The 19,650-nt window shown below is 69.6% G+C and carries 16 protein-coding genes; 11 read left to right on the plus strand and 5 right to left on the minus strand.

Annotated features, from left to right (window positions below):
* The first annotated feature begins 99 nt into the window (after window positions 1-99).
* The 5 genes from ACIP5M_RS07800 (at window position 100) to ACIP5M_RS07820 (ending at window position 8,922) form a co-directional block, all read left to right on the plus strand.
* Window positions 100-3,063, plus strand: coding sequence for a hypothetical protein (locus tag ACIP5M_RS07800; protein WP_401193292.1), 2,964 nt, complete (start codon window positions 100-102; stop codon window positions 3,061-3,063).
* A 282-nt stretch (window positions 3,064-3,345) separates the two neighbouring features.
* Window positions 3,346-4,404 carry a UDP-glucuronic acid decarboxylase family protein gene (locus tag ACIP5M_RS07805; protein ID WP_401193294.1) on the plus strand — a complete coding sequence of 353 codons (1,059 nt, stop codon included), beginning with the start codon at window positions 3,346-3,348 and terminating at the stop codon, window positions 4,402-4,404.
* A gap of 118 nt (window positions 4,405-4,522) precedes the next feature.
* Window positions 4,523-6,397 (plus strand): glycosyltransferase family 2 protein, encoded by a 1,875-nt coding sequence (locus ACIP5M_RS07810; protein ID WP_401193297.1) that lies wholly within the window; start codon window positions 4,523-4,525, stop codon window positions 6,395-6,397.
* 43 nt (window positions 6,398-6,440) lie between these two features.
* On the plus strand, window positions 6,441-7,463 hold the full coding sequence (gene galE, locus ACIP5M_RS07815; protein WP_401193299.1) for a UDP-glucose 4-epimerase GalE: 1,023 nt from the start codon (window positions 6,441-6,443) through the stop codon (window positions 7,461-7,463).
* 31 nt (window positions 7,464-7,494) lie between these two features.
* Window positions 7,495-8,922, plus strand: a complete 1,428-nt coding sequence (locus ACIP5M_RS07820; protein ID WP_401193302.1) for a UDP-glucose dehydrogenase family protein — start codon at window positions 7,495-7,497, stop codon at window positions 8,920-8,922.
* Here the strand turns inward: ACIP5M_RS07820 and ACIP5M_RS07825 are convergent.
* The 3 genes from ACIP5M_RS07825 to ACIP5M_RS07835 all read right to left on the minus strand — a co-directional run bounded on the left by ACIP5M_RS07825 (window position 8,856) and on the right by ACIP5M_RS07835 (window position 14,228).
* Window positions 8,856-10,514 (minus strand): right-handed parallel beta-helix repeat-containing protein, encoded by a 1,659-nt coding sequence (locus tag ACIP5M_RS07825; RefSeq protein ID WP_401193304.1) that lies wholly within the window; start codon window positions 10,512-10,514, stop codon window positions 8,856-8,858. The two genes, ACIP5M_RS07820 and ACIP5M_RS07825, sit on opposite strands and share 67 nt — an antisense overlap.
* Window positions 10,515-10,878: 364 nt before the next feature.
* On the minus strand, window positions 10,879-12,135 hold the full coding sequence (locus tag ACIP5M_RS07830; protein ID WP_401193306.1) for an acyltransferase: 1,257 nt from the start codon (window positions 12,133-12,135) through the stop codon (window positions 10,879-10,881).
* Between the two features lie 2 nt (window positions 12,136-12,137).
* Window positions 12,138-14,228, minus strand: a complete 2,091-nt coding sequence (locus ACIP5M_RS07835; protein WP_401193580.1) for a bifunctional polysaccharide deacetylase/glycosyltransferase family 2 protein — start codon at window positions 14,226-14,228, stop codon at window positions 12,138-12,140.
* Between the two features lie 68 nt (window positions 14,229-14,296).
* On the opposite strand from ACIP5M_RS07835, the gene ACIP5M_RS07840 reads away from it, so the two are divergent.
* Together ACIP5M_RS07840 and ACIP5M_RS07845 are read left to right on the plus strand one after the other, a co-directional pair.
* A complete protein-coding gene (locus ACIP5M_RS07840) occupies window positions 14,297-14,794 on the plus strand; it encodes a hypothetical protein (protein WP_401193308.1) in 498 nt (165 codons plus the stop codon).
* A 409-nt stretch (window positions 14,795-15,203) separates the two neighbouring features.
* Window positions 15,204-16,151 carry a glycoside hydrolase family 16 protein gene (locus tag ACIP5M_RS07845; RefSeq protein WP_401193310.1) on the plus strand — a complete coding sequence of 316 codons (948 nt, stop codon included), beginning with the start codon at window positions 15,204-15,206 and terminating at the stop codon, window positions 16,149-16,151.
* Between the two features lie 114 nt (window positions 16,152-16,265).
* On the opposite strand, the gene ACIP5M_RS07850 is transcribed toward ACIP5M_RS07845, so the two are convergent.
* Entirely contained in the window at window positions 16,266-16,547 is a 282-nt protein-coding gene (locus ACIP5M_RS07850) for a pyrimidine/purine nucleoside phosphorylase (RefSeq protein WP_401193313.1), read from the minus strand.
* A gap of 272 nt (window positions 16,548-16,819) precedes the next feature.
* On the opposite strand from ACIP5M_RS07850, the gene ACIP5M_RS07855 reads away from it, so the two are divergent.
* Window positions 16,820-17,290, plus strand: a complete 471-nt coding sequence (locus tag ACIP5M_RS07855) for a Dps family protein (protein WP_401193316.1) — start codon at window positions 16,820-16,822, stop codon at window positions 17,288-17,290.
* 74 nt (window positions 17,291-17,364) lie between these two features.
* A complete protein-coding gene (locus ACIP5M_RS07860; protein ID WP_401193319.1) occupies window positions 17,365-17,574 on the plus strand; it encodes a hypothetical protein in 210 nt (69 codons plus the stop codon).
* Between the two features lie 8 nt (window positions 17,575-17,582).
* Here the strand turns inward: ACIP5M_RS07860 and ACIP5M_RS07865 are convergent, their stop codons facing one another.
* Window positions 17,583-18,041, minus strand: a complete 459-nt coding sequence (locus ACIP5M_RS07865; RefSeq protein ID WP_401193321.1) for an Lrp/AsnC family transcriptional regulator — start codon at window positions 18,039-18,041, stop codon at window positions 17,583-17,585.
* A 77-nt stretch (window positions 18,042-18,118) separates the two neighbouring features.
* Here ACIP5M_RS07865 and ACIP5M_RS07870 point away from each other — a divergent pair, with 77 nt between their 5' ends.
* Together ACIP5M_RS07870 and ACIP5M_RS07875 are read left to right on the plus strand one after the other, a co-directional pair.
* Window positions 18,119-19,288: a Glu/Leu/Phe/Val dehydrogenase dimerization domain-containing protein gene (locus ACIP5M_RS07870; protein ID WP_401193323.1), complete on the plus strand. Its 1,170-nt coding sequence runs from the start codon at window positions 18,119-18,121 to the stop codon at window positions 19,286-19,288.
* Between the two features lie 4 nt (window positions 19,289-19,292).
* Window positions 19,293-19,646, plus strand: coding sequence for a VOC family protein (locus tag ACIP5M_RS07875; RefSeq protein WP_401193325.1), 354 nt, complete (start codon window positions 19,293-19,295; stop codon window positions 19,644-19,646).
* The last annotated feature ends 4 nt before the right edge of the window (window positions 19,647-19,650 follow it).

The following is a 19,650-nucleotide window of genomic DNA, read 5'->3' on the forward strand; positions in this document are numbered from 1 at the left end:
CCAGGCAATCGGCGCCTGACACCTGACACCTGACACCTGGCACCGGCACCTGACGGCGGTTGAGAGCAGAGGCAGCCGAAGGCGAGGGACATCCAGCTCATGGCACCAGGAGACGACGGCCCACAGGACCCTTGCCCCTCCGGCCCCGCCGCCGAGGAGAAGACGGTCACCCACACCACGGACACAGCCGCATCCGTGCCGCCGCCCGCGCCGGCGACCGGAGCGGCTCCCGGTCCCAGGACCTACGCGTCCGGGACCGGGAACGCGAACGCCTCCCACGGAGCGATCGCCAACTCGGGCGTCGTCGGGCACGTGACCGTGGTGCAGCCACGGCGGTCCCGCAAAGAGGCACAGGGCAGCCCCGACGTCCCGGCGCTCTGGGAGGTGAGGCGCCGGCGCATGGCCGACGCGATCCTGCTCGGATGGGTCGCACCCCAGCTCGAGGACGCCCGCAAGCGGCTGCGTCTGGTCGACGTCCCGATGACCCTCACCCTGGGCCGTGGCCGGCCCACGGCGCTTCCCGCCGACACCCCACCGCGCGACGTGTTCGACCGGTGCAAACAGCAGCTGCTGATCCTCGGAGAGCCGGGGGCAGGCAAATCGATCCTCATGTTGCGCGTGATGGAGGACCTGCTCGACGAGGGCCATCCGTGGACGACCCCCCTCCCCGTACCGGTCGTCGTACCGCATGACCGTCCCGCCCCCGCGGACGTGATGAAATGGCTGATCCCTCAGGTGACCACCTGGTTCGACCTGAAGCCCCCCGAGGTCGCGGCACTGATCCACCTCGGCCTGCTCGTCCCGTGCCTGGAGGGCCTGGACGCCGTCCCCGAGGCCCACCTGGAGGGATGGGCAGCGGCGATCACGGGGCACCTGCGCAGCCACCGCGAGCAACCGATGATCGTGGCCAGCCGCGAGGTGACCGCCGAGGCCATGGGCCTCGGCCCGGCCTTCACCGGCAACCTCCGGATCCAGTCCCTCACCGGCACACTGCTCGACGATGCGGTCGCCTCACTCGGCGGTGACCGTCACCCCGTTCAGGACCTGCTCGCCGACAACCCGGGCATCCGGCAGTGGTGCACCACTCCGCTGATGCTGGCGGTGGTCGCCGCCGTGGACCCCGGCGACTGGGACTCCCCCTCCCGCGACGAAGTCCTGCGGTTTGCGATCACGTCGCCCGACCCCCGCCACCTCCAGGCGACTTGGGAGTCGGCACAGGCCAGACAGCACGTGCGCGAGCAGTACACGGCCCTGCGGCACTACGTCGACAGCCTGCTGCGGGGGGCCGCCCCCTCCACCGAACCCCCCGGCAAGCGGAACACCCGGAAACGCCGCAGGACCCGGCCGCCCGAACGACCCGTGCCACCGGTACCCGAGGTGAGCGCGGACCCGAAGCTGACCCGTGGACTGCACGGCCTGGCCCGCGCCATGAGATTCAGCCGGCAGGAATACTTCGACGGCCTCACCCTGCTGGCCGCCTCGGACCCGGCCGAGGCCCGCCTCCTGGGCGCCCGGAGTTTCGCCCCCCGGGTTCGGCAGGAGATCCTGCGGGACCTCGCGATCGCAGGCGTCGTCCTGAGCACCCATGCGTATGCCATGACCCCGGGCGTCCTGCTGCTGTTCGGCTGGTCGCTGCTCACGCTCTGGTACACGCAGGTGTACGGCGGGCCCCTGGACGCGCCGGCTCTGCGCTGGGTGGGGCGCTGGACCCACGTCCTGCCCGGCCAGTGGGGCCCGCCGCTGAGGACGGCGGCCCTGGCCTGCGCGGTGACGTTCGCCTACGCGCTGATGACCGGACTGCCGTTCGGGACGGCTGCGGTCGTCGCCACCGTCATGACGGCCGCGCTCCTGGTCGTGGGGGCCGGCGCCGGCCTGGCCACGTTCCGGGTCCGTGGTACCGCGGCCGAGCCGAGACGGTCCCTGCCGCGTGTGCTGCTGCGGGGCCTCCTGGCCGCAGGCGTGCTCGGGCCGGTCCACGCGGCGGCGGCGTGGTGGTGTGCGGATCTGGCGGGGACGAAGAGCTTCTCCATCGGCCCGTGGGCCGGCGACGCGGCGTTGGCCGGCCTGTACGTGTTCACGGTCGCCGGCGGATTCGCGCTGGTGCGGCACGTGATGGACCGGCTGCGGCTGAGCGTGGGCTACCGCGTGCCCTGGCGGCTCTCGGCGTTCCTGTCCACGGCGACCGACCACGGTCTCCTCGTGGCCACCGGCAGGGGGTACCGGTTCGCGCATGCCACGATCCGCGCCGCGGTCGAGGTCGCCCTGGCCGCCGAACCGGTCGACGAACCCGTACCCACCCGCACGTCCGGCCCCTGGGCGAGCGGGTACGACAGGCCGGACGGGCTCTTCGCCGTGGTGCTGAACGAGACCGTGGCCCGGCGTGACATCCGCCGGAAGCTGGCCGCACGCCCGGACCTCGGGGAGGAGGGCCTGCGGGAATCCCTCATGGCCCGGCGGTCCGCCCTTCTGCTGCGGGTCTCCGGTCACGAGGAGGCGTACCTTACCGTCCGCGACGACACCCGGGCCGCCGACGACGCGGATCCCACGATCAGGCACCACCTCCCGCTCTTCCTGGTGTGGCTGCTCCTCGGCGCCGGCCCGCTCGTCCAGCTGATCGTCCGCAACGGAGAGCCGGTCGGCTTCCTCGACGTGGTCCTGTGCATCGGGCTCGTACTGGCGCTCCTGGCCGCGCCGGTGTGGATCTTCGGTCTCGAGAGCGACGAGCACCCCGTCGCGGCGCCGGTGATCGGTGTCATGTACCTCGTGGTGGCCTTCCTGTCCCTCGCCTTCGGGCTCCTCGGAATCATCGACAGCCGGTTCGGCACGGCGTCGCCCGCCGAGTTCGGCGGCCGGCACCTGGTGGTGGCGTGGACGGGGACCCTCGTCCTGCCCGCAGTGGCGGCGGCCATCGGTTACGGCATCGGCCGGCTCGTCGACCGCCTGCTCATCGGCGGCCGCGTGAACTGGGGGGCCGCCGACGCGGCGTTCGCGGAATGGTCGGCCGCCCTGGAACACGAGGTCCTGGCCGGCGCGCACGCGGTGCTCGACGACGAACGGAGCTGACGGGCGACGCGCGCGGCCCCGCTCACACTCACGGGTGATCGAGAGGTGGTCCGCCGGGGTCCTCCAGCGCCTTTGCGTCACGCAAGCACACACCCCGGGGGTTCGCACGTCGGGTGCCGCCGAACAGAGCAAGGGCGGTCAGAGCTTGGCAGAGAGTCTTAAGAATATCCATATGCTTTTTCTGCGGTTTCCCGAGAACCGTCTGTGGTCTGGGAACGTCCCCGCGCAAGGTGACGAGACGTTCCTGGGCCCGGAGATCCAGCCCCCCTGCATGGAGAACTTATGCGTGTTGCCGTAACCGGTGGCGGAGGCTTTCTTGGATCACACCTGTGCGAGGCGCTTTTGCGGCGCGGCGACTCAGTGGTGTGCCTGGACAACTTCTCGACCGGTGATCCGAGGAACATCGAACACCTGCGGGCGAACCCGGAATTCGAATTCGTCCGCACCGACGTCAGTGTGGGCATGGACGTCCTGGGGCCGGTCAATGCCGTCGCGCATCTGGCGAGTCCCGCCTCCCCGCCGGACTACCTGCGCTGGCCCCTGGAGACGCTGGCCGTCGGCAGCCGCGGTACCGAGAACGCCCTCCGGCTCGCCCGCCGCCACGGCGCGCGCTTCGTCCTCGCCTCGACGAGCGAGGTGTACGGCGATCCCCTGGTCCACCCGCAGGAGGAGGGGTACTGGGGGAACGTCAACCCGGTGGGCCCGCGCAGCGTCTATGACGAGGCGAAACGATTCGCCGAGGCAATCTCTCTCGCCTACCAGCGCCACCACGGGGTGGATGTCGGCATCATCCGCATCTTCAACACCTACGGTCCCCGCATGCGACCGCATGACGGCCGGGTGGTGTCGAGCTTTATCGCCCAAGCGCTCAGCGGTGAGCCTTTGACGGTTTACGGCGACGGAAAGCAGACCCGCAGTTTCTGTTTCGTGGACGACCTTATCCGCGGAATCCTGGCCATGCTGGATTCGAGTACGACCGGACCGGTCAACCTCGGAAACCCGGTGGAGCGTACGGTCACCGAGCTCGCGGAGATGGTGCTGAAACTGACCGGCTCCACCTCGGAGATCGAGTACCACCCGCTGCCGACCGACGATCCGGTCCGCCGCCGTCCGGTGATCACGCGGGCGCGGGAACAGCTCGGCTGGGAGCCGGAGGTCGACATCGAAGAGGGGCTGCGGCGAACCGTGCAGTGGTTCGCCTCCCGCCTCGGCGACGTCACCGCAGGGGCCGCCGCGATCCGGGGCGGACAGCTCGACGGCACGCCGCTGACCGTCGCGGCAGCAGCACGGGTGCCGGGGGCCGCCTCCCCGGCACGGCTGTACTCCGACGTGCCGGGCTGACCGGCCCATCGGCCGGGGCCGACGTGCAGCCGCGCCGGCCCCGGCCGCGATCGTCATCCAGGCCGCCGCGAGGAGGTTCTCGCGTTGCCAAGCCGAAACCCGAGGAGAGCACGCTTCCATGACGCAGACCGAGCCGGGGTTCGCCCCCCAGGCTGTCGCGGCTGACAGACAACCCCTCCTTCCGTTCGATGCCCAGGACACACTGCGGAGCCAGCTCCTGGAGCTGTCCAACGGCAGGGTCATCGACATCGCCTCCGACGGCCCGGTGCTGGGCCTGCCACCGCGCGACGCGGCGACGCAGCCCTCCAGCTTCGTTCCCCAGCTCTCCCGCGCCGACCGGGTGAAGGTGGCGCTGCTGACGACGGGCTGGGTGGCGAGCCTCGTCTGGTTCTGGGTCTGGTGGCTGCAGCCCGAGCACCGGATCGGCTGGGTGGGACTGGCCGTGAACAGCGCACTCCTGCTGTACCTCGCCCTCCTGCCCGTGCACTTCATCGTCGCGGTGGTGCGCCTGCGCAGGTTCAATCCCGAGATCGACGTTCCCCGGCTACGGACCGCTTTCGTGGTCACACGCGCCCCGTCGGAGGAATGGAGCATCGCGAGGGCCACGCTCGAGGCGATGCTGGCCCAGGACTTCCCCCACCCGTACGACGTGTGGCTGTGCGACGAGGACCCGACCGAGGAGATCGAGGCCTGGTGCGAGGCGCACGGCGTCCGCGTGTCCTGCCGCCGGGGCCTGCCCGAGTACCACCGGCCGACCTGGCCGCGCCGCACCCGCTGCAAGGAAGGCAACCTCGCCTACTTCTACGACCGTTCGGGGTACCGCGACTACGACGTCGTCGCGCAGCTCGACTGCGACCACGTGCCGAAGGCGACGTACCTGACCGAGGTCCTGCGGCCCTTCGCCGATCCCGCCATCGGGTACGTGGCCGCCCCCAGCGTGTGCGACGCCAACGCCGACGCGTCGTGGTCGGCACGCGGCCGCCTGCACCGGGAGGCCATCTTCCACGGCGCGGTCCAGCTCGGGCACTCCGGCGGACTCGCCCCCCTGTGCATCGGCTCCCACTACGCCGTACGCACCCAGGCCCTGCGCGACATCGGCGGGCTCGGTCCCGAACTGGCCGAGGACTTCTCCACCAGCTTCCTGCTCAATTCCGCGGGCTGGCACGGGTCGTTCGCCATCGACGCCGAGGCACACGGAGACGGACCGATCACCTTCGCGGCGATGGCCACGCAGGAATTCCAGTGGTCGCGAAGCCTCGCGGTGATGCTCTTCGGGATGCTCCCGAGCCACATGCGCCGCTTGCGGGGGTGGCTGCGCCTGCGCTTCGCGTTCGCGCTGTCGTACTACCCGCTCCTCGCGCTCACCACGACCGCCGGCCTCGCACTTCCTCCCGTGGCCGCCGTCACCGGGCTGCCCTGGATCAACGTGAACTACTTCCAGTTCCTCGGCCACTTCTGGGCCATGTCCGTGTGGCTCATCCTCCTGACGGCCATGATGCGCAGGCGGGGCCTGCTCCGGCCGCCGAACGCCCCCCTCCTGAGCTGGGAGAGCTGGCTCTTCGGCCTCGCGCGCTGGCCGTACGTCGCCTGGGGCGTCGGCGCGGCCGTACTGCAGCGGCTGCGGCCCCGGCCGGTCGTCTTCAAGGTCACCCCCAAGACCCGGGACGGCCTGGAGCCCCTGCCCCTGAAACTCGTGGCGCCGTACCTCATCATCACGACCACGCTCTCCGCGTCGGCCGTCGTCGGCGAGCTCACCGGCCCCGCGGCCGGCTACGTCTTCCTCTGCCTCCTCGGCTCCTTGTCCTACGCGGTCGTCACGCTCGCCATCGCCCAGCTGCACGTGGTCGAAACGGCCCGGGCCGCCGGTGTTCCCGTCCACCGTGCCCTGGTGACCGCCCGCCTGCCGCTTCTCGCCGGTACCGCCGCCCTGATCCCCCTGGCCTGGGCGATCTCGATGTACCCGACCTACGCGACCGCCGTGTTCGGCTGGTAGACGCGTCTCCCGCCCCCCTCCAGAGGACGAAAGAGGTATCCCCGTGCCCAAAACGGTCCTGGTGACCGGTGGCGCCGGCTTCATCGGCAGCCACACCTGCGTGGAACTGCTCCAGCACGGCTACGACGTGGTCGTGGTCGACGACCACTCCAACAGCTCGCCCCGGGCGCTGGAGCGCATCGCCAAGGTGGCGGGTACCCCCCTCGCCGCCGTGTACGGGATCGACGTGCGCGACCGGCGCGCACTGTCCTCCGTATTCGCCGCCCACCGCTTCGACGCGGTCATCCACTTCGCCGCGAAGAAGGCCGTCGGGGAGTCCGTGGAGATCCCGCTGGAGTACTACGACATCAACGTCGGAGGGACCACCGCACTCCTGGCCGCGATGCACGAGCACGGGGTGCACCGGCTGGTGTTCTCCTCGTCCTGCTCGATCTACGGCAACGCGACCGAAGTCCCCCTGACCGAACAGAGCCCCGCCGGGCCCACGAACCCGTACGCCAGGACCAAGCTGCTGTGCGAGGAGATCCTGGACGACGCCTGCAGGCGGCTCCCGGAGCTGAGCGTGCTGGCGCTGCGGTACTTCAATCCGGTCGGCGCCCACCCCTCCGGGCTGCTGGGCGAGGACCCGCACGGCGTACCGAACAACGTCATGCCGTACGTGGCACAGGTGGCGGCCGGCCGCCTTCCCCGCCTGAGCGTCTTCGGGAACGACTACCCCACCCCCGACGGAACCGGCATCCGCGACTACATCCACGTCGTGGACGTGGCCGAAGGCCACCGCACCGCCCTCGAACACCTCGGTGACGAGAACGGAATGCGCGTGTTCAACCTCGGCACGGGAGTGGGCTCCTCGGTCCTCGACCTCGTGGCCGCGTTCTCGGAGGCCAGCGGGCGGCAGATCCCCTACGAGATCACCGGCCGGCGACCCGGTGACGTCGCGGAGCTCGTCGCCGACCCGAGCGCCGTGGCCAGGGCATGGAACTGGGCCACGACCCGCGACCTCGCCACCATGTGCCGCGACGCGTGGCGCTTCCAGGAACTCAACCCCACGGGCTACGGCGCCTGACCCCTCAAAGCCCTCTCACAGGAGATACAGCATGCGGTTGACTGTCATCGGTACGGGATACCTCGGAGCTGTGCACGCCGCGTGCATGGCCGACATCGGGCACGAGGTCCTGGGTGTCGACGTCGACATCCAGAAGATCGAGGCGCTCGCGGAGGGCAGGCCCCCCTTCTTCGAGCCGGGTCTGCAAGAAGTACTCGTCCGCAACGTCCGCTCCGGGCGCCTGAGATTCACCACCTCGCTCCGCGAAGCCGCCGAATTCGGCGACGTCCACTTCATCTGCGTCGGCACACCGCAGCAGCGGGGTTCGAACGCAGCGGACCTGCGTCACGTCGACGCGGTCATCGACGGCCTGGCGCCGTACCTCCACGGGCGCTCGCTGATCGTCGGCAAGTCCACCGTGCCCGTCGGCACGACGGCCCGCCTCGCCGCACGGATCAGTGAGCGCATTCCCGACGGCAGTGACGTCGAGATCGCCTGGAACCCCGAATTCCTGCGGGAGGGCTACGCGGTCCAGGACACCCTCCAGCCGGACCGGCTGGTGGCCGGAGTCCTCTCGTCGCGCGCGGACGAGACCCTGCGCACGGTGTACGCGCCCATGCTGCAGGCCGGCATCCCGTACATCAGCACGGACCCGGCCACGGCAGAGCTCGTCAAGGTGTCCGCCAACTCGTTCCTCGCCACGAAGATCTCCTTCATCAACGCGATGGCCGAAGTCTGCGAGGCAGCCGGCGCCGACGTCGTCACCCTGGCCGACGCCATCGGACACGACACGCGCATCGGACGCCGTTTCCTCTCCGCCGGTCTCGGATTCGGCGGCGGATGCCTCCCCAAGGACATCCGGGCCTTCACCGCCCGCGCGGCCGAACTGGGAGTCGACCACTCGGTGGCCTTCCTGCGGGAGATGGACGAGATCAACCTCCGCCAGCGCCGGCGTACCGTCGACATCGCCAGGGGGATGGCCGACGGCACGTTCGTCGGCAGCCGCGTCGCGGTTCTCGGGGCGACCTTCAAGCCGGACAGCGACGACGTGCGCGACTCGCCGGCGCTCGCCGTGGCCGCCGCCGTGCACGCGGAAGGTGCGGAGGTACGGGTCTACGACCCGCAGGGCATGGAGAACGCGCGGGCGGTCCACGGAGACCTGACCTACGCCCCGAACGTGCTCACCGCCCTGAAGGATGCCGATGTGGTCCTGCACCTGACGGAATGGAGCCAGTTCCGCGAGCTCGATCCGGTCAAGCTGGCCGCCGTGGTGCGTGCGCCCAGGATCCTGGACGCACGCAACGGACTCGACGCCGCGGTGTGGCGCTCCGCCGGGTGGACCGTGCGCGCGCTCGGCCGGCCCTCCGCATCGGTGGTACCCGGCCAGCAGCCCGCAGGCCGCGTCACCCTCCCTCAGTCGGCGGTCCGCGGCTCTGCGGCACCGATCGCCGCGACCGGGCTCAGCCGCTCCCCGAAGTAGTCCACGGGGCCGGGGTCGATCCCCAAGGACCGCAGGTCCAGTACCCCTTCTGATACGTCCTCGGCGCATTCGGGCACGAGCATGGCGGCGGCCTTGGCCACATCGGTGATCGGGGCCGCCACGCCGGCGAGGCACGGATCCTTGGCCGTTCCCGTCGGATCGGACCCGCGCTGCTCCTGCCGGGCCTTCGCACGCCAGGACGCCAGGTCGGTGAACGTTCCCTTGCCCCAGCGCAGCGTCCACTTTCCGGTGCTGAAGTAGTCATTGCCCTGGAACGTCACCCGGGAGGCCTGGTAGGGCCACTCGGAATCCACGACCGGGGCCCCGTCCGTGGCGAAGACGTTGTTGCGCACGCTCACCGTATGGAGCCCTTCCTCGAGGCGCAGTGCCGGAGCCCGCACCGCGCCGTTGGCCTTCATCACGACGGTGTTGTGGTAGATGTCCAGTTCGCTGACCCGCATTCCGTAGGCCACGATCCCGCCGTACCAGGGGAGCTTGCGGGCGTCGTCCCCGCTGAGGTTGAAGCGGACCACGTTCTTCTTGTGGGCCCTGGTGTTCTGGCTCGAGTAGACCAGGTACCCGGCGCCGTCATTGCGGAAGGACAGGTTGTACTGGAGGACCGAGGACGACACGTTGTTGTCCAGACCGAAGCCTCCGCCGTCCACCCGGGAGCCGGTGTGGTTGGCGTACGATACGTTCTTCTCGATCACCATGCCGGTGGAGTTGTAGGTCCAGATGCCCTCGGGTCCTTCCTGGGCCTTCGGAGACGAGTTCGCCCCGTTGTCGTGAGAGACGGAACCCTCGACCCTGCCGGTACGGATGCTGCCGAGAACGATCCCGCTGCCGGAATTGCGGTCGTCCGCCGACGGGTCTCCGTTGTTCCCGTACACCTTCACGCGCGAGACCGTCACGCGCTCGTGCGCGTACTTCGGTGACGCTTCCTCGAAGGCGGGCCCGAAGGAGACGATTCCGGCGTCCTTGTTGTCGCGGACGGTGGAGTCGACGATCCGGACATCGCGGAAACCGGAGCCGCTCTTGCCCGCGCCGAACCGGATGCCGTTCTGGAACCGGGACACGTCGACGTTGGAGATCCGCACGTGATCCAGTCTTCTGCCGGCCGGCAGATCACTGAAGAAGTTGATGCCGTCCCGTTCCTTGAACGCCTTCGCGTCACCCACGAGGTTCAGGTCGCGGATCTCGACACCGGCCGTGTTGTAGACGGCGATGCCTTCCGTCCCGGCTGCCGCAATCGTCGCCCGGCCGCCGCCGTACGACTCGATCACCACGGGCCGCGCGGCGCTGCCCGCATCCCCCTTGCCGATGGTGAACGTGCCCTTGAACACGGCCCCCGCCTTGAGCCGCAACCGGTCCCCGGGCTTGAACCGCACCGAGTCGGCCCGGGCCAGCGACCGCCACGCACGGGAATCCGACAGACCGTCGTGGTCGTCGTCGCCGTCCGGGCTGAGGTAGTAGGTGTGGGGTCCCGGGGGCGCCGGTTTGGCCGGCTTGTACGTCTCGACGTCGCACGCTGCGATCAGCAGGCACGCGGCCGCCATCCCCCCTACCGCGATGCACCGGCCCGATCTGCCCATGAGCGCCGCTCCTCCCTCATGACCGGACAAACCACCTGCTCTGCTCGTAAGACTTCGCACAGGAGCACTCGCTCTCTCCGTCTTGGTTCCCCTGACGCCGTCACATGGTGTGGGTGCCGCCAGGTATGCCGGGGCCGTCCCGCCCGTGAACTCCCGGACGAACGCATGCAGGAATGCGCAACGGTTGCACCATCGCGGAGAAGAGTCTGGCCATGTCGAGAGGAGCCTTCCAGAGGCCGCCGGGCAATTCGGGGACCGACATGACGCATGGCCCGGGTTAGCCCCATGGATGTGCTCCACCCCGAACTCCCGGCCCTCTGCGCCGAGCGCCACGCCCCCGCCAGAGGAACCGGTGGAGGACCCGTCAGTCGGCGGCCCGGCGCCGGCCCCGCTGACGGCGCGGGTACGGGAAGAGCCGCGGTGAGCGCTTGGCGGCCACGTCCTCGATCCAGCCGAAGATCAGCACCAGGAGGCCGATCAGCGGGATGGCCACCAGCAGCGTGAACCACTGGCTCGACAGCAGCCACGTGAGGTTGGTGTAGACGAAGGGGATGTTCCAGAGGGGGTCGATCAGCGGGACGGCGCACACCAGCGCGACCTGGTGCCAGAGGTAGACGCTGACGGCGCGCGAGTTGAGCAGGCTGACGAGGCCGTTCCAGCGTTCCAGGGGTCTGGGCCACTGCTCCCAGGACGGACTGATGTGGAGCAGCATGGCGACGAAGCCCAGGGACCACAGGGCCTGGGCGATCGGCCAGGCCTCGATGTCGGTGGGTTCGTGCGGATAGACCGGCCGGGTCTGCAGGTACCAGAGGCCCGCCACCATGATCAGCGGGGCGATGGACGGCACCACGTACTGCGGGATCTTCTTGAGCAGGCCCTCCTGGTGCGCCATGCCGAGGATCCAGCAGGAGCCGAACATCATGAAGTCGTTGGCGGTCTCCCAGACCCGCCCGTAGACGAACTCCTGCTCGACGAAGAAGGTATTCATGACGATCACCACCGCAAGCGGGGTGAACAGCGTCACCACCGGGAACTTGCGCAGTGCCCGGAGCATCAGCGGCGAGAGTAGGACGTACCACAGGTACGCTCGCAGGTACCAGAGCGGGACGATGACCTGCTGGGCCCAGGTCGATTCCACGTGGTGCCGGAAACCGGCGAACCCGCCCAGCTCCTCCCCGAACGGGGGGGTGCTCAGCGGCAGGAGCCAGAGGGCCAGCTTGCCCCACCACCAGTTGGGGTGCCCCTCGGAATCGGGGCCCCAGCCGTCGAGGATCTGGAGGGTGAGCATGATGGCGCCGAACAGCCACATCGGTGGCAGCAGTCGGCGCAGTCGGCCGCGGATCACGCCGAGGGCGGGACGGCTGAGCGAGCGGGTCATCAGCGAGCCGGCGAGCGCGAACATCACGCCCATCGACGGGAAGACGAGGGGGAGCCAGAACCAGCCGAAGTTGTGGTAGAGCACCACACGGCCCAGCGCCAGTGCGCGCAGCAGGTCGAGATAGCGGTCCCGGCCGCCCTTGCGCTGGACCGGCGCCTCCGGCTCCGGTTCCTGCCGCAGAACGGCGGGGATCCTCAGCTGGACCGTGTCGTGAGTGCGGCCGAACTCGACGGATGCGGTCATGGTCAGGCCTCCACGGGTGCGGTGGCGACCTCACCGGTGCGCCGGAGCTTCTGCCAGCGCAGTCGGCCACCGGTCATCGCCGTGATCGCGGACTGCAACAGGACGATGTACATCAGCTGCCGGTAGACCAGTTGCTGGATCGGCAAGCTGATCAGGTGCCAGGGCTTCTCGTGGTCGAGCCTGAAGGCGTACCAGGACAGTGCGGCCTGCAGGAGGATGAATCCGCCCCAGCCGGCGAGGGTGACCGGCGTGTCCGCGAACACCACGCCGTACACCAGGAACATGTCGACCAGCGGTGCAAGCATCGGTGCGACGACGCCGAACAGCACGATGAGCGGCAGTCCTAGCCTGCCGAAGCGCCCTGCCGGGCCGCGGGAGGTCACCGCGTGGCGGTGCTTCCACATGGCCTGCATGCTGCCGTAGCTCCATCGGTAGCGCTGGGACCAGAGTTGTTGGAGGCTGGCAGGGGCCTCGGTCCAGGCGCGGGCCTGCTCGGCGTAGACGATCCGCCAGCCTTCGCAGAGCACCGCGATGGTGATGTCGGTGTCCTCGGCGAGGGTGTCGTCGCTCATCCCGCCCACCTGCCGCAGGGCCTCCTTGCGGAAGGCGCCGACCGCGCCGGGGATGGTGGGGATGACGCCCAGCACGTCGTACATCCGGCGGTCCAGGTTGTGGCCGAGGACGTACTCGATGTGCTGCCAGGCGCCGATCAGGCTGTCCCGGTTGCCGACCTTGGCGTTGCCCGCAACCGCGCCGATCGCCGGGTCCCCGAAGGGCTGGACCAGCTCGCGCACGGTGGACGGCTCGAAGACGGTGTCGCCGTCCATCATCACGATGATGTCGTGCGAGGCGGCCGCGATCCCGGTGTTGAGTGCGGAGGACTTGCCTCCGTTGACCTGGCGGATCAGCCGGACGAACGGCAGGTCCATCTCCTCGACGATGTCCGCGGTGCCGTCCGTCGAACCGTCGTCGATGACTATCGCCTCGATCGGATAGTCACTGTCGGCCAGGGAGTTCAAGGTGTTGGCGATGCACTCGAGCTCGTTGTAGGCCGGGACCAGTACGGTGACCGGCTCGGTGACGGGAGCTCCCCATGCGTCCCGCCGCTTGGCGCGGCGGGCGTGAATCGGCGCGAGGACGATCATCAGCGCGAAACGGCCGAAGTTGAGGAAGCCCACGAGGGCCAGCAGCGCGACCAGCACGGGCAGGGTGAGCACGGCGAACTGGGTGGCCCAGATGTACCCCTTGCCCGCCCACAGCTGGAAGCCGTGCACCGGCACGGTGGCGCTGGAGGCGCCGAGCGCCTCGGAGATGGTGGTGAAGCGGTAGCCCTGCGCCTGCAGCTTGTCGATGATCTGCACGAGCGCGGCGATGGTCTGGGTGCGGTCACCGCCCGCGTCGTGGAGAAGGATCATCTCGCCCGCACCGGGCTTGGACGGCATCGCCGCCTTGACGATCGCGTCGACGCCGGGCCGCTTCCAGTCGTCGGTGTCCTTGTCGATGAACGCCGTGAGGTAGCCGCGCGCGCCCACGTACTTGATCACCGGGTAGTTCCAGTCGTCCATCGCGGTGGCGTCGGAGGAGTACGGCGGGCGGAACAGCGCGCTGTGCACGCCCGCGACGCCGGCCAGCGCCAGCTGCGACTGCGCCAGCTCCCAGCCGATCCGGGTGGGGGACTGGTACGCCATGTCCGCGTGGGTGAAGGTGTGCACGCCGAGTTCGTGGCCGCCCGCGACGATCTGCCGGATCAGCTCCGGGTTGCGCGTGGTCATGGCGCCGGTCACGAAGAAGGAGGCATGGATGCGGCGGGCCTCGAGCAGCTCCAGGATCTTCGGGGTCCACTCAGGCGAGGGACCGTCGTCGAAGCTCAGGACCACGGTGCGGTCGGGGATGCGGTAGCTCACGGGGTGCTCGTTCTTGCTGCCGCGCGCGTCGATGACCGGGCCGCCCTTGAGCAGGTTCTGCGGCACCGTGTCCTTGTCGACCGAGATCGCGATCCGGTCGTCGTGGAACACCTCGTTGGTCGCGAGGCCGCGCAGGACGAGGAGCGCGAGCAGGCACGCCAGCAGGGACAGCGGCATGAAGAAGCGCAGCGGGGGCGCGGCCAGTCGGCGTGGCCTCAGCAGGGACTGCCGGCGGCGCTGGTGCCGGGACCGGGACAATGACGCTCCTGGAGATGGGTGGTGCGGATGATCAGTTGCGCTTGGTCGGCTGGCCCGGAGGCGTTGCGCCGCGCGGCACGGTGGTCGTGGACTTCGGCGTGCCGCCAGAGGGCTTCGGCGTGCCGCCCGAGTTCTTCGAGGTGTCGGTCGACGGCTTCGGTGTGCCGCCCGAGGGCTTCACCTGGGGCGTCGCGGACCGCGTGGCCGGCCGGGGTGAGGACGACGCGGGTGACGACGAGGCGGACGACAGCGACGGCACGGGCGAGGACGACGGGGCCGGCCGCAGCGAGGGCTGCACGGGTATGCGCATCGCCGGGGCGTCCGCCTGCACACCGACCAGGCTGCTGGCCATGGCGACCGCGAGGATCGCACCGACGACGGAAACCGGCCATCCCAAACCGCGCAGCAGACGGCCGCGCAGACCCGACTGGGACACGAACACCGGTGCTGGTACGGGCTCCGCGAAGCTCGACTCGGACACATCGGGCATTGCCTGATATGTCGCCCCGCGTTCGATGGGATTGATGACTGGGCGCACCTTGCGAGGCCTTTCATTGCAGGGTACGTAGACCACGGGATCGCAGGGCGAACGCTAGTGCACCGACGTGGATCGACTTGGGGCCCATGTCTGGATTTAGCATTATCTGCTCAGCTGTTGTAATCGGATCGAGATGCCGATGGCAGTACCGGCCGATAAAAACGGCCCCACAGGCTCCGGTTACCGAAGGGTATGTTTTCGGCCAGGCCATTTCGCTGGGACCGCGGTACCCAGGGGGACGTGAAAGCCTCCCGGGCGGCCGTCCTCATGCCCACTCGGCACCTTAGGATGACCCCCTCATCAGATCAGCCGTAGAACCTCACGCAGAAGGTGTGTCCGCGTACCGCCTCTGCCCTCAAGGAGCCCCTGTGAGCCAGCCCCGCCGCACCTCTCGCCGCCGCGCGTGGACCGCGCTCACACTGCCCGCCCTCCTTGGGGTACTCGCCGCGTGTTCCGGCGGCGGCCCCGCGTCCGGCGCGGGCACCGGTGACGGTCGGCCCGCCGCCTCGCCGACCCCCTCCGGACCGCCGGGAACCCTGTTCGACAACTTCCAGTACAGCGGCGCCGACGACCCCCAGCTCGCCGCCCACGGCTGGGAGATCCGTACCGGCGCGGGCGGCCCGGGGATCCAGGACAGCTGGAACGCCGCCGGCGCCGACTTCCCCGCCGACACGACCGCCCAGGGCGGCAAGGTCCTGCGGCTGCAGTCCTCCATCGACGGCACCAAGCAGGGCACCAAGCAGGTGGAGGTGCTGACCACCGGCGAGAACCTCTTCACGGGGACCTACGCGGCTCGGGTCTACTTCAGCGACAAGCCCACGAGCGGCCGCAACGGCGACCACGTCGTCCAGACCTTCTTCCCGATCTCCCCCTCCGACGCCTCGGCGAACTACAGCGAACTCGACTTCGAGTACCTGCCGAACGGCGGCTGGGGCACGCCGGGTCCGCGGCTCGACAACGTCAGCTGGTTCAAGGCCGACCCCCCGGACCGGGTCAACAAGACGTCCAAGCAGCGCCTCGAGGGCTGGCACGTCCTGATGATCACCGCCATGGACGGGAAAGTCGTCTACTCCCTGGACGGCAAGGAGACGTTCACCAGCTCCGGGAAGTACGTCCCGCGCGAGAAGATGGACGTCCACTTCAGCAACTGGTTCATCGACCTTCCCTTCACCGGTGGTCCGCGCACCTGGGACATGAAGGTCAACTGGTTCTACTACAAGGCCGGCGAGGCCGTGTCCCAGGCGGACGTCCAGAAAACGGTGGACGGCTTCTACAGTGCCGGCACCAACTACATCAACACCGTGCCGAAGTCCTGAGAAAGCGGCACGCCAGCGGGACGGCGCTGACGAGCCGGCCGGGGATGTGACACCCCGCGGTGGGGGAGAGGCCGGCCGGCCTCTCCCGCGCACCACGCGACCGGCAGATCCGGCCTAGCGGTATTCGCAGAGGTAGGCGGTTTCGACTGAGACCTTGAGCTGGAACTTGCTGTCGCCCGGCACCTGGAAACGGCTGCCGGTGGAGAAGGTCTCCCAATCGGCGGCGTCGGGGAGCTTGACGGTCAGGGCGCCGCTGATCACGTGCATGGTTTCCGGGGCGGCCGTGCCGAATTCGTACTCGCCCGGAGCCATGACACCGATGGTGGCCGGGCCTTGCTCCTGGGTGAAGGCGATCGACGTGACCGTGCCGTCGAAGTATTCGTTGACCTTGAACATGTGCGTGGCGTCCTTTTGGGGGAACGAGCGGAAAGGGATGGCCGGCTCGTCGCGCCCCGGCGACCGGCGAACGGAACCCTACCGGTAGCGACCGTCGCCCCCACTCGGCGCATGAACGACGTCGTAGCCGACGGGGTGGCGTGCGGCGCTTCCCGCGCCACCCGGCGATCAAGCCGTATGGGCCGTTTTATCGCGAAAGTCACGGGTAGGCGGTGTTTCGTCAGAGATTCTCCGTCGCCACGCTGCGGGCGACCATGCGGAATGGAGCCATTGTGCCGGTCGTGAAAAACGCCCTTCCGGAAGCCGATCTGAAGACCGTCGGCGAGGCGCTGCAAGGCGCTCTGGTGGACCTGGTGGACCTGGCGCTCGTCGCCAAGCAGGTGCACTGGAACGTGGTGGGCCCCCGTTTCCGGTCCGTCCACCTGCAGCTCGATGAGGTGGTCACCTCGGCGCGTGCGCACTCCGACGTGATCGCGGAACGTGCCGCGGCTCTCGGTGTCACGCCCGACGGCCGCGCGGAGACAGTGGCCTCGTCCAGCGCGATCACGGGCGTGCCGGAGGGCTGGGTGAAGGACGACGACGCCGTAGGCGTCCTCGTCGACGCCCTCAGTGTGGTGATCGCCCGCATGAGGGAGCGCATCCGGGCCACCGAGTCCGCGGACCCCGTCACCCAGGACCTGCTGATCGGGCTGACCGGCGAATTCGAGAAGCACCACTGGATGTTCGCCGCTGAGAACGCCTGACCGGTACTGGCGGAGAGGCTCGACGGGCCGGGCAAACGGGACAGTGAATGGATCAGCCTGCGAGGAGATGTGCAATGCAGCGTGCCAGTGACCCGAAGGAGCCGGAGCTTCCGGCCCGTGTACCGGAGGAACGCGACGCCGTGACCCCGGACCTGCCGCCCGTCGGCCCGGACGCCCCCGACCTCCGGGACACCGCGGAGAAGGATGGCAGCGAGCCGGCCGAGCCCGCCGAGGAGCCCGCTGCCGAACCGGGCTCCGCCGAAGCCCAGGAGCCGACCGACTAGGGCGCGGGTCAAGGCGTCAGGGGGGCGAGGACCTGGTTGTGGGTGTGCTGGTAGATCACGGAGGTACGGAATCCGACGACTTCGCGGCGCTCGGTGAACTTGTCCATGAGGAAACCGTGGAGGTAGTCCACGCTGGGAACGGAGACGTGCACGATCATGTCGTCGCCTCCCGTGACCACGTAGACCGTGCTGACCTCGGGCAGGCCGGCCGCGTAGGTCTTGAACGCCTCGATGACTGCCCGGCTGAGAGGGCGGATCTGGAAGTGGATCAGTGCCTGGACGTGGCGGTTCAGGCTGGCCGGGTCGACCGCGGCGTGGTAGCCGGTGATGACTCCCCGGGCCCGTAGGGCGCGGATGCGTTCGAGGCAGGTCGACGGTGCGATGCCGAGGGTGCGGGCGAGGTCGCGGTTGGTCTGCCGCGCATCGCGCTGCAGATGCCGGACGATCGCCGAATCAAGTTCGTCCACACGGTGATTATGGCTTCCCTGCCGAATTCTGTTCGGTCAACGGCCGTAACCTTTGTCGAAACGGCTAGCTTCGCCCCATGACAGCCGCACTCGAGGAAACTCAAGCCCTCAACACCTCCGAAGCGTCACATGAGTTGGTACACATCGTGCGCGGCCGCCGCAGCGGCCTCGCGATCACCATCGCGATCCACTCGACCGCTCTCGGCCCGGCCGCCGGCGGGTGCCGGATCGCCCACTACCCCGACCTCGCCGCCGCGACCGCGGACGCGCTGCGGCTGGCGGCGGCGATGACCGCGAAGAACGCGCTGGCCGGTCTGGAACACGGCGGCGGGAAGGCGGTCGTCGCCCTCCCCACCCCAACTCGGCCTACCGGTGCGGAGCGTACGGCGTTGCTCCACGACCTCGGCGACGTGATCGAATCGCTCGGCGGCCGCTACATCACGGGCCCGGACGTGGGAAGCGGCCCGGCCGACATGTCCGTCATCGGCGAACGCACCGCACACGTCTGCTGCCGGCCCGTCGAGGACGGTGGCAGCGGCGACTCCTCCCTCCACACCGCGCTCGGCACCGTTGCGGCACTGGGCGCGGTGGCCGAAGAGGTCTTCGGCTCACCGGAACTCGCCGGCCGGACGTTCGGGGTGATCGGCCTCGGAGCGGTCGGTGCCCATGTGGCCCGGCTCCTGGACCGGGCCGGCGCGCGGCTTGTCGTGACCGACGTCAACCCGGACACCCGCAGTCCGGCCGCCGGGCTCGGCGCGACCTGGGTGGATCCGGACGACGCCCTCGCGGCAGAGGTCGACATCCTCGTGCCGGCCGCGCTCGGTGGCCTGCTGACCGCCCGCACGGTGCCTCTGCTGCGGTGCGCAGCCGTCGCCGGCCCCGCCAACAATCAACTCGACGAACCGGGCACCGCCGGCCTCCTCGCCGCACGCGGCATCCTCTGGGCGCCGGACGTGGTGGTCAGCGCGGGAGGAGTCATCCACGCCACGGGTGTCGAACTGCGCCGCGAACCCGAGGAACAGCTCACGCAGCGTCTCTCCGGCATCGCCGCCACGCTCCGGCAGGTCTTCCATACGGCCCGGACCCGCCGGACCACGCCCGCGGCCGCGGCCGCGGAACTCGCCGCGCAACGGGTTCACCGGGCAGTCACGCACCCGGGTCGCACTGCAGCACCCCCGGCCTCACCGCCCGCCGAGCCGAGAAGGCCCGAGCCGCAGCCCCTCCGGCCGCCGGCACAGGAGAACTGACGACATGACGAACCGCTGGGTCGGAGTGACCATCGACTGTGCCGACGTAGAACGGGTCGCGGGCTTCTGGAGCGCACTGCTGGACCGCCCGCGCCTGCCGTCCCGTCCCGGCTGGGTCTACCTCGGCCGTCCCGGTGACGCGCAGCCCCGCCTCACCTTCCAGCCCGTGACCGAGCCGAAGCACGCCAAGCTGCGCCTGCACCTCGACGTCGCGGTCGACGACATCGATGAGGGCATCGCCCAAGTCATCGCCTTGGGTGGTCAGTTCACGGGCGAACGGCACCACTACGACGAAGGCGTGGTCGTCGTGATGACGGACCCCGAAGCACACGAATTCTGCCTGGTCCAGTACTACTGAAGGA

Source organism: Streptomyces sp. NPDC088762, from assembly GCF_044750905.1.
Taxonomy (GTDB): Bacteria; Actinomycetota; Actinomycetes; order Streptomycetales; family Streptomycetaceae; genus Streptomyces.